Origin of the sequence: Rahnella aceris (assembly GCF_011684115.1) — a bacterium.
Classification (GTDB): domain Bacteria; phylum Pseudomonadota; class Gammaproteobacteria; order Enterobacterales; family Enterobacteriaceae; genus Rahnella; species Rahnella aceris.
Genome location: NZ_JAADJV010000002.1, coordinates 424,003 through 436,944, shown reverse-complemented (window position 1 = coordinate 436,944; position 12,942 = coordinate 424,003). Strand labels below are relative to the sequence as shown.

The window sequence follows — 12,942 nt, the reverse complement described above, 5'->3', positions numbered from 1 at the left end:
CATGAGTAATAAAAAACTGGAAGAGCTGCTCTGGGGAGCTGCTGAGTTTCTTCGCGGCCAAATCGACGCATCAGACTACAAGCAGTATGTCTTTCCCTTGCTGTTTTATAAACGCCTGTCAGATGTCTATCTGGAAGAATATAACGAAGCTCTGGAACTCCATGAAGGTGATGCTGAATACGCCGCCATGCCGATGTTTCACCGTTTCAACATTTCCTCTGAGGCAGCTTGGGAAAAGGTCCGCAATACCAGTAAAAACATTGGTGAAGCTATCCAGAATGCTCTCCGCTTAATTGAAGCCAATAACCCGCGTTTACACGGCGTCTTTGGTGATGCACAGTGGACTAATAAAGAGCGACTGCCCGATCATCTGCTGGCTGATCTGATTGAGCATTTCAGTAAAATTCCACTCGGCATTAAATCTGTCGCTCAGGATGATCTCGGTGAAGCCTATGAATATCTGATAAAAAAATTCGCTGATGATTCAGGCCATACGGCTGCAGAGTTTTACACTAACCGAACAGTCGTGCATTTAATGACGCGCATCATGGGTTTAAAACCGGGTGAAACTGCCTATGATCCTACGTGCGGTACTGGAGGGATGTTACTAAATGCTGTGATGGATCTCCGTGCAAGGGGTGAAGAGTGGCGCTCAGTGCATCTTTATGGTCAGGAGGTGAACCTGTTGACCTCCGCTATCGCTCGTATGAATATGTTTCTGCATGATATCGAAGAATTTGATGTGCTACGTGGCGACACTCTGGCCGAACCTAAGTTCATTGAAAACGATCGGCTCAAGCAGTTTGATGTGATTTTTGCCAACCCGCCGTACTCCATCAAAAAATGGAATCGTGACAAGTTTGCCGCCGATCCATATGGTCGTAATCTTTATGGTGTACCACCGCAGGGCTGTGCCGACTATGCGTTTTACACCCACATTATCAAAAGCCTTAAACCTGATAGCGGCCGTGCGGCTATGCTTTGGCCACACGGCGTTTTGTTCCGCGATTCTGAAAAAAGTATTCGCAAACAGGTCATTGAGTCGGACATTATTGAAGCTGTGATTGGCCTGGGTCCAAACCTGTTTTATAACTCCTCAATGGAGTCATGCATTATTGTTCTTAATAAGAACAAGTCACAGGAAAGAGAAAAAAGTGTACTTTTCATAGATGCTAAAAATGAAATCACTAGCATCAAATCTAATTATTTCTTGTCAGAAAAAAATATAGAGAATATCTGTGAGTATTTTAAGTCGAATGTGAATAAGTCAAACAATGTCGCTTTGATTAGTGTCGAGGAAATAGCAAAGAATAACTTTAATTTATCGTTGCCATTATACCTGCATGAAAACGTTTTTATTGATAACCGCGACATTGAAGCCTCTATAGATGCTTGGAAGTCTGATCAAGCTAAATCTAATAGCCACTTAAAAACCATCAAGTATCTATTTGATAATCTTGGTATCAAATGGGGGGCGAGATGAGTAGAAAAATCATGAAGTTGAATGAAATATGTACTGAGCCAAAGCTTACTAGTTCAAATCCTCTCAAGGATGGTTATGATCGATATGTTGGCTTGGAACACATCGATTCGAACTCGCTAACAATATCTCGCTGGGGGGATATTGCTAAAGATAAGCCTAGTTTTACAAGAGTTTTTAAAAAAGGTCATATCCTATTAGGCAAGAGACGACCTTATTTACGGAAGGCAGCAATTGCACATTTTGATGGTATATGCTCTGGGGATATTATTGTTCTTGAAGCTAATCAAGCTGTAGTTACTTCAGAGTTGTTTCCATTTCTGATTCATTCTAATAAGCTTTGGTCACACGCAATAAAAACTTCTTCGGGTTCTTTGTCCCCTAGAACAAAATTTAAAGATCTAGGGCAAGTTGAGTTTTTACTCCCTAATTTAGATAGTCAAAAAATTCTAGCGGATGATTTGCTAAATATCCAAAGGAACAGAGTATTAATAGAACAACAAATCGAAGCCACATCACAACTTATATCGTCAACACTTCAAGAAACATGTGGAATGCTAGGTAAGCGCACCCCTACTGACAGGCTTGATGAGCGTTGCCCAGAAGATTATATGGTTGTAAAACTTAAAGATATTCTAGTTAAGGTGAGTCGGCCAGTAGAACTATTTGATCATCTTGAATATGGAACTGTAGTTGCTAGAAGGGCTTTCGGTGGGGTTGAAGCAAGAGAATTTATTCTTGGGAAAAACATTAAAGTAAAAAGTCAGTTTGAAATAAAAGGTGGCGATTTTCTTATATCAAAACGACAAATCGTTCATGGTGGTTGCGGTGTGGTTCCACATTACTTGTCGGGAAGCATTGTCTCGAATGAGTATGATGTATTTAATACGACAGATTGCTTAGATATGAGTTTTTTTTCTTGGTTAGTGAGAACTCCTTGTTTAAGAAATTATTTTTATATCAGTAGTGTCGGGGTGCATATTGAAAAAATGCTCTTCAAAACAGATCTATGGCTTAATATGCCAATAATCTTACCACCGTTGGATGTACAAAAGTCAATTGCTATGACATTAAATGAATTGGTTTCTTTTAGCCAAACTCAATTCGGAAAAATTGAGCACCTTGAAGAAATTAAGACACATCTATTGAGCGAATAACATGGCAAAATTTAACGAGCAAACCGTAACAGAAAATGGAATTATCGACCGTTTAAAAGGTTCAAGCGGGGTCAAGTGGACTTACTGCCACGGCGAAAACCTGCCTAAACAAGCGCAGGATATCTTCGTTGATGAGTGGTTAAAAGACGCGCTTTGTTCGTTAAACCCCGATATCGGCAGACAGCCTGACTACGCTGATGAGGTCATTTACAAACTGCGAGGGGTGGTTTTAGAAGCCCGACATACCGGTTTGGTAAAGGCCAATGAAAACTTCCAGGAATGGTTGATGGCTGACAAAACCTTGCCTTTTGGTGAGAATGGCGATCATATCACCATCAATCTGATTGATTTTGACAATATAGAAAATAACCACTTTGTGGTGGCACAGCAGGTCCACTATATCGCGGCCACTGAAGTTTATTTTGATATTGTCCTTTATGTGAACGGTATACCAATGGTGGTGGGCGAAGTTAAAACCGCAACGCGCCCTAGCGTGACCTGGCAAGACGGTGCCGCCGACTTCATGGGTGGCAAAAAGTACTATTGGAAAAATGTTGAATCTTTCTTTGTACCTAACGTGCTGTGTTTTGCCAGCGAAGGTAAAACCTTTGCCTATGGTGCAATTAATGCCCGAGTTAAAGACTGGGGGCCCTGGCATAAAACTGAGCTTCGTGATGAGATTCTGCCGGGATTGGCATCGGTACTCAACAGCTGCGAGAGTTTGTTAAATCCGCAGACCTTATTGCAGTTACTGGAATCTTTTGCATTATTTTCAACCGTCAAAACGGGCAAAAATACTCCACTTAAGCGCGTTAAAATCCTGCCGCGTTATCCGCAATTTGAAGCAGCAAAACAAATCGTTGAGCGTGTTCGTAGAGGCTATCCAAAGAAAGGTCTGATTTGGCATTTCCAGGGATCGGGCAAATCCTTGCTGATGCTTTACGCTGCTAAAATGCTGCGTGCCGATAATGCGTTAAAAAACCCGACTGTACTTATCGTTGTGGACCGGAGAGATCTGGACAGCCAAATTAACGAAACTTTTGGTGGGGCCGAAGTTAAGAATCTAATTAAAGTGCAAAGCTGCAAAAAGTTGGGCGAATACATTGAGCAAGACAGCCGTGGCATTTTAATCACCACCATCTTTAAATTTAAAGATATCGAAATTGACGATAGCAACCCCAATGGCTTGAACAATCGTGACAACATCATTGTGTTGGTTGACGAAGCTCACCGTACCCAGGAAGGTGGGTTAGGCGAGAAAATGCGCTGGGCGTTGCCCAATGCTCACTTCTATGGCCTGACTGGCACACCGATTTCTGGCATTGATCGTAATACATTCAAGTTGTTCGGTGCCGAAGAAGATCCGGGTCGCTATATGAGCCGCTATAGCTATAAGCAGTCGATCCGTGACGGCGCGACTAACCCAGTGAAGTTCGAACCTCGGCTGGCCGAACTCCGAGTGGATCGTGACGCTATCAACGAAGAGTTCGAACAACTCGTTAATGAAAACAATCTAGATGAAGAAGAAAAAGCGGCATTATCCAGACGTGCCGGTAAGCTGGCTATTATGCTGAAGTCCCCCAGACGTATGGCTGCGGTGAGTAATGACATTGTTGAGCATTTTACCAGCCATGTTATGCCGAAAAAGATGAAAGGCATGGTTGTGGTATACGATCGCGAAGCCTGCGTGCAGATGTATTATTTGCTTGGTGAAAAGCTCGGTTTTGATGCGGTTGAAGTGGTTATGAACGTTGACCAGGCACCGGTTAAAGCTGAAGAGGGGGGTAAAAAAGATAAGCTCAACAAGGACTGGCTCAAATGGCATGACGAATTGGAGCTACCTGTTAAACAAGCCGATTTCGAACGCTGGCAGCACATTGATGCGGAAGAGCAGGTACAGAAGGATCTGATTAAATGCTTTAAAGATCCTGTGCATCCGTTACAGCTTATCATCGTTACCGCCAAGCTGCTTACGGGCTTTGATGCACCAATTTGCTACTGCATGTACCTCGATAAGCCTTTACGCGATCATACGCTTCTGCAGGCTATGTGTCGTACTAACCGATTGTACGAAACCGATGATGTACGCAAGAACATGGGATTGATTATCGACTACCTTGGCGTATTCGAGAATCTGCGTACCGCTCTCGCCTATAACCCTGAAGAAATTGAAGGAGTTGTAGAAGGAATTGAAGCATTTAAAGAGTTATTGCCGTTACAACTGAATAAATGTCTGTCCTTCTTCCCTGGTGTGGATCGGTCCATCGAAGGTTTTGAAGGTATTATGGCCGCGCAAGAGTGTCTGCCAACTAACGAGAAGCGTGATGAATTCGCTGCCAGCTTTGGAGTGTTATCTAAGTTATGGTCAGCTATCAACCCAGATCCTTTTTTGACCCCTTATCGTCAAGACTATAAATGGTTGGCGCAAATTTATGAATCGGTGCGTCCGGTGGGGCAGACAGGTGCACTTGTTTGGGCTGCCCTTGGCCCCGAAACAATTAAGATGATCCATGAGCATACTGATATCAATCGTATTCGCGATGATATTGACGAGTTGGTCATGGATGAGCACGCTATTTTTACCCTGACCGCTAAAGAACAGGAACAACGCGCCAAACGCCTGGAGATTGATCTTATGGGGCGCTTGCGCGGCAGCCATGATCCTAAATTTGTGGCTTTGGGTGAGCGCCTGGAGAAACTACGTCAGGACTATGAAGCAGGTGTTATTAAGGCCATCGACTGGTTGAAAGGCTTGTTGGATGCTGCGAAAGATACAGTTCAAGCCGAACGAGAAACGGGTGAGCGGCCAGTAACTGAAGCGGATAATAAACAAGCATTAACGAAGCTCTTTCTGGAAACCCGCCCTGAAACAACACCGAAGTTGATCGGCGATGTTGTTGAGCAAATTGATAAAATTGTCAAAGCAACTCGCTTTGACGGCTGGCAGAACTCTAACAGCGGTCCGCGTGAAATCCAAAAGGCACTATTGCTGACTTTGGCTCAGTTTGGATTAGGTAAAGATAAAGAGTTATTCAGGAAGGCGTATGGGTACATTGAGGAGCATTATTGAGATTTTCTCAATAAATATAATGTGTTAACTGATGTGGAAGTGTTGTTAGCTGACCTTCAGCTAATTTTGTGACTCTCACCCAAGCTCGTAAATAAATTCATCATAATTTCAGGGAAACCCGTTATGGTAAGTCACTTATGGGTAGCAGCTCAGACTTGATCTGATAGTGTCCCTTGTTGTACATGGACAGTTGGCCTTGAGCGAGGAGCAGGTCGCTAGTGTGTTTTTTGTTGGTTAATTTGAAATTTTATAGTTATGTGAATGAGTTAAAAATTGCTGGATGAATAATATGATTATTATTAATTTAAATGATTGGGATGAGTTTGAAAAACGATTGCCAGTGGAGTTACGCAAAATCGAATATAGTGGATTGATTTTGGTAAGGAACTTTTCGCTTCAAACTTATGATGTTGACGAAAAAAACGAACTAACAGATAATTTTGTAGACAGATTGAGCGTTGCTATTGAAACTGGCACTGACCGTGACATAAATAGCCCCTTCTGGAATGTGGAAGGGCATGACTATGAACATAATAAGGAATCTGCTTGCAAATCAGCATCAGATGTTATTTATGCTTATGTTGCTGAATTTGATGATAGTGGATACAGTGTACACTATCAATCTAATATTCCTGAAAAAATAGATCTTACAGATGGGCTGAATGAGTTGGATGGCATCCTGATATATGATCAAAGTAAATTAAAGCGAGTATCAAAGAATGAGCATTGGTTTTTAGAAAAACCTATAGATACATTACTAATGATTTTTAAGTTGAAAGGTTCTTAGTATAATCGCCAGCTAACAACCTTTTAATAAGACCTTTACTCAGATAGAGCCATAAAATCATGCTTAGAGCTTTCAACGGTAGTACCTATGCTACCCAGAGAGTAACAATATACTCTACTGCAAACAGTGCAACCTATTATCGAGTCTATCCTAGATGGTATAACCATTGAATACTGGGTGGATAACACCATAAGAAAGATAGTGCTGAAGAAAAAACCTTAAAGTTTATCGGAGGTCTTAAGGCTCAGCATATCTACATCTTCTAGCCTTTATATTCCAATTGCATCAGCACTGTCTCTGCTGCCGCGCCCAGGAATGCGCGCACAGTAGAAAAAAAGGGTTGTAGTATGTTGTTGTTATCGCGGATAAGATAAGCACGGGCCAGTGTTTCCATCCGCCGATGAATTTCTTCATCATCTATACCGGTATCGGCTTCAGTGAACAGCTGTTCAGTTAATATCGATATTACTTCAACTCTGAATTCTCGTAGTTTTGATGTGTTTAATTTTAATAAAGCAATCGATTGTTCGGCTTTCGACTCTAGATCAGCAGGACAAAACTCGGAAACCATAATGTTGCCATTTGTGAAATCAAATGAAAATAATGCAGGGGATTCCGGTATATCTGTAATTGGATTTAAAATAAGCGTAGTCCAGTTATGATTAGATTTCCCCACATCACAACAAAAGTCTGGATTGGTGTAACGCCGGTGAGCATCAACTACATATTTGGTATTACCTCCGGTGCAGCACCCCAAAAGATTTGGCCAGAATAGCGCATAATTAATATCATCATTACGCCGGTCTTCTGGTTTCGGATTCTCCGGATAAAAATGCTCGACCCGAAAGTCATTAAGCGCATGGCCACCAGCATCCTTCAAATCAATTTCGCAATAGGCGCAGATGCCACCCTGATCACTAATCAGCGCACGCTTGACCTCATGATTAGCTTCGACACCAGCATTGCGTGTAAAACCTTTTTTCCAGCCATCATCAGGATATGTGTCTTTATATTCTAGCAACCCATGTGGTTCATTACCTTTGAGAATTTTTTTCATTTATCATTGTCCCGTCGGTATTTACGCAGACGAACGTCCATTTGCAATTGTCTGACAATAGGATCCCAATTCCGCCCCCACATTTCAACTTTGCTCAACAGATTAATTGCCTCTTCATTATCCCATTTATCTTCTTGGACTAATTGTTTATAGCGTTCGAGATCCTTCACTTGAGTTGCTTCATCCGGCCTTGAGTTGACGGCAAAAATTTCTTCCAGTACCTGTTTAGCTTCAGCCCCGAGCGAGAATTCAGGTTGTGTAATACTTAAAACACCTTGGATATCACCTTTGAGAATTTTAATACATTCATGCGGTACTGTGGTGACCACTTGCGGGCTGTGTGTCGTTAAAATAAATTGTAAACTTGGGAATACGTCCCGTAGTTTAAAAATAATCTGTTGTTGCCATTTTGGGTGGAGGTGTAACTCTATTTCATCAATAAATACGACACCATTTCCTTTTAATGCGTCGAGTCCTTTATTCGGATTAAGCAGTACAAGCCTTCGGCTGATGTCACTTACTAGTGAGAAAAGAGCTTTTTCTCCCTGGGATAAAGCGGCGGCGGCTATAGAAATACCATTTTTATCAAGCATTAATCGCACTGATTCTGTACTGATATCCAATCTAATATTATCAATATCAAGGAAACAGCTAATGGCATGTTTAACCACGCGAACCACCTCTGCATCGGAAAAAGGCAGATTGGAATTGAGACGTTTTATTTCTTTGGCCTGTGTATCCAGTTCCTCTTTTAGACTCTTACCTACGTCAGATTCATGTTTTAGAGGTTCAGGCAGCAGGTTATATATTTTTAGGGTATTTTCATAAACGGCTTTGAGTTCATTAAGCCGAATTGCGCTGTTACTTTGAGTTGATCCAGAACTAGCATCATGAATAATTAACCAGTCGAGGAAGTCTTTAAAGCTACGGTATTCATCGAAGCATTTATTATAGGCATCTAGTTTATTGAAGGTTGTTAACTCATTGCTATCCTGCTGCTCATTTTTGATTTCTTGAGAACGCGAAACGGAATAATAAGAAAATAAGGGTAAACAGGCAGTTTCTGTTGCTACGCTATTTACATATTGGTACATGGACGCGAGATTTCTGAATGAGGCAAGTTCACTGCGTGTGCCTTCGGTACTATTCTTGTTTTTATTGAGTTTGATTGCAAATTCGGTATTGTCATCGAGGTATAGTGTTGAATTTATCTCACAGGTGCGTGACGTAGGACGATTATTGATATCACTGTTGTCAATATGCTTACCGGTACCACCTGTGCGAATACCATTAACGATCCACGATGCCATTTTCACCATGCCATCTAGCAGCGTCGTTTTGCCACTACCGTTAATACCCACGAATACATTCAACCAAGGATCGAATTTTATTCGATTGCGTAGTTTACAGACACCTCTAAAATTAACAGCATCAAGGTGGGTAAAGTACGGTCTTTTATTACCTAGTTGATTAACGATATTATCAAGCAGTTGTTTTTTTTTGTTATCATCCTGTTCAACTGAATAACGTCCACTGCTGTACCATTCTGCGACTTCATATTGATCACCTAAATGACCTTTTTCAGCACCAGCCAATTTTTCTGCCGCAGTGCGTGTAATCTTGGCTTTTTTATGCTCTGTCATTGTTCCAATTCCCCGATATAATAGATTGGATGACGTTGTCAGAATACTTTTTTCGCATACTGATAACAAAAGTCGGCTCGATACAAAATGCCCAAGAAAGTAACCCTTGTAATATCTTCGTTTCAGCAAGGTTGATTTTTTGTAGGGTGTACTTATGGATTAATGAAGATATTATTCGCTTACGCTGTCGGCCAACAGATAATGCACCCTCATTGGTGATCGTGACACCAGTGACATGCCGATTATGCGCCCTAGATGAAAACCTGGTTTTAGCCTGGTTGATTGAAAAGTGATTTTCATAGGTTTTTGCCAGCACATAAGCCACTAGATCAGGTATTTTGAACGAGATATCTCGTACATTCGTAGAGAAAAAAAGATCGTCAGCGTAGCGTGTATAAGTAACTGCCAGCGGTTCACATATTTTCTGTATGATATCGTCAAATGCATGCATAACAAAATTAGAAATTAACGGCGAAGTAGGCGCGCCCACGCTGAGAATGAGACGGCCAGTGCTGGTTTTACTTGGACTCCAGAACGTACACTGGCGAATAAATGATAACTCTTTCAATGTCAATGCAATTTTGTGACGCCTCAATTCCGCCGCAAAAATATCTACATCAATACTGTTGAAAAAATTAGCCAAATCCATTTTCACCAAATAATGATTACTAGCGTGGGCCAAGGCATTAATTTTAACGCTGGAAGCTGGCTGATAGGCAGTCGCCGCACTATGTACTGGCAATAAGTTAGCAAGGTGTAGGCACAGATCTCGCTGAAAGGCTTTAAGCATTGCTGCCGGATGAGCTATAACTCGTTTACCGCCATTCCGTTTCGGGATGCTGTAAACCTTATACATTTTTGGCCCAGAACGCATAATAAGCGCAATACTTTGTTTGATGTGCGCAATTTTTTGTTCCGAGGTGAAATTTTCCTCATCGCTTGGCTTTACGATGTGTAACCAAGCCTCAATGAAGGGCGACGAAGCAAAAAAAATTGTTAATTTTTTCATTTGGTTACGCTATAAACCATGCCCCTGAGGGGCATGTGAGCACCCTTTACTGAAGGAAGCGAAAGTCTCGCAACCAGAGTGAGGAACGAGCTCTGGTTGCGAGACTTTCGCAACCAAAATGACGTTCAATAAGTTTGAGTCTGGCTAAACGCCCGACTAGCCCGATGAATTGAGCCTGAGCTAAAGGGTTCTGCTATGTTATCAGTCACGTTCAAGGTTAACAATGCCCATCGACACTCGCTATCTCTGTGGCCTCAAGATTATAAAGACAGCATAGATCATGCATTAGAACATTTCGTCAACCATATTCACAATGGCCACAAGCATTTATGGACGGCCCTTGCCCTGTTAGACGGGCTCTAGTCAACAACCATGTTCAATACAATAATCAAATGTTCATACGCAATGAGTGGACTGACCCCACCAGAGTATGCAGAGTCCGCTTTTAGCACAGAATTGGTTGTCAGATTAGATATCGCTTTGACTTGTAAATATGTCTTATCAAATCTGCGCTTATACAGCTTTATGTTATTACTCTGAGCTCAAATCTTTACCCATTGCTCCCTCTATCAGTCCAAGTAACTCTTTTTGTCGCTGCTCATAGAATGCATCAAAATCGTCAGCTCGTAGGGGTTCAACTGGGATGTGATGACTTCTCAAGAGATCATTCATTGCGTCATCATCTAGTTGTACTTGGGTGTGAGATTGTAGTGATGCCAGATATGCCGATGGAGCTGATCCGCCTATCATCCTGTTTGCCTTGTACGAAATCGGTGTTTTATTGACGATTGAATCGTACTGGCGTCTTGGTATTCCTTTCTTTTCACACCAGTCTTTCGGGAAGATATGGTGGATATCCAATGAAACGTCGTCGCTTTCCAGGTCACGAATCAGAGATTTCCAGAAGAGGTCGTGCGCACCCTCGCGTAATACGAGCACGTTAATACCTTTATAAGCGGCGCTCAGTCTTGATGCGAGTGATCCCAGACGGTCGATCTGGAAATTGGCATCATTAATTGTTCGAGGAAGGTCCCCATTACTTTCAATCCACGTAAGTAGTTCTTCAACATCATTAGCAATACGCGTTTCTACTGCACCACCGTAAAGTTCACCCAATACACCACACCAGAACCATCTGGCAAGCTTCTGATGAATTTGTGGTTCTCTCCACCGTTCTTCGTCCTCGCTGCAAATTAGGGTCATCACAGCTGCGAGGGGGGCAATCTGGGTTCGGTAAGGTAACTCACGCTGAGAGCTAAAACATTCCTGGCGAAGAAACTTAGCTGTGCACGTGAACCCATTTTCTACATCGTCCGCCCACTTTTTGTAAGCGTCTAAGGGAAGCTCAAGAACAGAGGCTCGTTTTGCACTGACTGGGGATACTTGTTTACCCGTTTTTCCTGCAGCTATATCCGCTTTGCGTTTTTCCAGCGTATGCAGCATGGTGATGGCTTGTAGAAAATCTGTGCTTTCAATACCGTTTAAGATCTGTTCTTCGGAAATGCGCTGTTTACGTGAGGAAACAGCTCTGTCATCACTTCCATACCAGTCATCACGAAGATTGTAGCCGTCAGCTGCATAGCTTGCGGTAACAAGCTCAAATACAGACAGTGGTACGCCTCCGGTATTAACCTTTTCAAATACAAGGCACACAGCCTCTTTGGTAGTGTTTTTTTTCAACACAATTAAGGGAATTTGATAATCGTTATAAGCATCCAGTATCTGTGTTTTGAATTCAAAGAAATGTGGAACAGCCCCAGAATTGTGGGTGTAAAGATCTTGTAACCAAGTCATCGCCTCAAGGATCTCAGAGCATGGGAAATAAAGCTGCTGGCATTCGAGTTCTCGGGTAGAAAGGTCAAGATCAACTTTCCGACCAAAATCACTTCGTATTTGACGATTACCATCAGTTGCAATAATCGCGTCATCCAGCCTATCTGCCCCAGCAAGAGCTGTGGGAATATGAATATAGTAATAGCGATCGATTGGTTTTCCCTTATCGGTCGTTGTCTTCACTGGCCCATCGAGTTTTAGCACTTGAGTTAATGTTGTTAGCCGTTGCTGTCCATCAAGGATCAGTTTTTCTGGGGATGGTAAATCTGAAGAGGGAACATTTTCAACCGGTCTGACCTGAAATCGTACTTCTCCACCAGTTTCCAGAAGCATCACTGCGCCCACAGGGAATGAGCGACCAAGGCTGACAAGTAAGCTACGAACATGCTCATCGTCCCATACCCAACCTCGTTGAAAATCTGGTAACTGAATTTTCCCCTCAACGATTTCTTTGAGAAGGTCTTTAAGGGGAAGCTTAGTGCTATCAAAAGTCGACATCTACACGTCCTTGCGAGTTAACAATTGTTTGAAACTATACAATGATGATGGATTGTTTGCTTTGCCGCTGGCTGGATAGTATCAGGCTGAGTTGGCGAAGTTCTTCAAAGAAGCATTGTTTACTTCAGGATTTGCAAATCTCGTACATAGTTAAAGTTTGTTAAGAGTACAGGTTGGAGTATCTCTTCACTAAAAAAATCAACCTTGTAGTTGGGTGATCACTGTAACGTACCAAAGTTAGACGGCTTCGAGGGTTAACTACGTGCCAAAATCAATTGCATAAGAGATAAGACAAACAGCATATTAAAAATTGAGAATACCAGATAAGTAGCCATCGATATGTACAGTGATACACCATGTTTAGCGATACAAACAAATTCTTGCGATCGTACTCGCATCGTGGACAAT

Annotated in this window: 8 protein-coding genes; 4 read left to right on the top strand and 4 right to left on the bottom strand. The window is 42.1% G+C overall.

Annotated features, from left to right (window positions below; all coding sequences use genetic code 11):
- The first annotated feature begins 1 nt into the window (after window position 1).
- From GW591_RS14335 to GW591_RS14320, 4 genes are all read left to right on the top strand, one after another.
- The gene (locus GW591_RS14335) at window positions 2-1,483 is read left to right on the top strand and encodes a type I restriction-modification system subunit M (RefSeq protein WP_225444939.1); all 1,482 of its coding nucleotides are present in this window, start codon (window positions 2-4) and stop codon (window positions 1,481-1,483) included.
- A complete protein-coding gene (locus GW591_RS14330) occupies window positions 1,480-2,637 on the top strand; it encodes a restriction endonuclease subunit S (protein WP_166860863.1) in 1,158 nt (385 codons plus the stop codon). The genes GW591_RS14335 and GW591_RS14330 overlap by 4 nt, the downstream gene beginning before the upstream one ends.
- Before the next feature lies 1 nt (window position 2,638).
- Complete coding sequence (locus tag GW591_RS14325) at window positions 2,639-5,707, top strand: type I restriction endonuclease subunit R (protein WP_166860861.1); 3,069 nt, start codon at window positions 2,639-2,641, stop codon at window positions 5,705-5,707.
- 289 nt (window positions 5,708-5,996) lie between these two features.
- Window positions 5,997-6,494 carry a hypothetical protein gene (locus GW591_RS14320; RefSeq protein ID WP_166860859.1) on the top strand — a complete coding sequence of 166 codons (498 nt, stop codon included), beginning with the start codon at window positions 5,997-5,999 and terminating at the stop codon, window positions 6,492-6,494.
- A 262-nt stretch (window positions 6,495-6,756) separates the two neighbouring features.
- Here GW591_RS14320 and ptuB read toward each other — a convergent pair whose 3' ends face one another.
- From ptuB to GW591_RS14300, 4 genes are all read right to left on the bottom strand, one after another.
- Complete coding sequence (gene ptuB, locus GW591_RS14315) at window positions 6,757-7,551, bottom strand: retron Ec78 anti-phage system effector HNH endonuclease PtuB (protein ID WP_166860857.1); 795 nt, start codon at window positions 7,549-7,551, stop codon at window positions 6,757-6,759.
- Window positions 7,548-9,194: a retron Ec78 anti-phage system effector ATPase PtuA gene (gene ptuA, locus GW591_RS14310; protein WP_166860855.1), complete on the bottom strand. Its 1,647-nt coding sequence runs from the start codon at window positions 9,192-9,194 to the stop codon at window positions 7,548-7,550. The genes ptuB and ptuA overlap by 4 nt, the downstream gene beginning before the upstream one ends.
- Entirely contained in the window at window positions 9,181-10,203 is a 1,023-nt protein-coding gene (locus tag GW591_RS14305) for a retron St85 family RNA-directed DNA polymerase (RefSeq protein WP_166860853.1), read from the bottom strand. The genes ptuA and GW591_RS14305 overlap by 14 nt, the downstream gene beginning before the upstream one ends.
- A gap of 531 nt (window positions 10,204-10,734) precedes the next feature.
- A complete protein-coding gene (locus GW591_RS14300; RefSeq protein ID WP_166860851.1) occupies window positions 10,735-12,534 on the bottom strand; it encodes a GmrSD restriction endonuclease domain-containing protein in 1,800 nt (599 codons plus the stop codon).
- Window positions 12,535-12,942 lie beyond the last annotated feature (408 nt).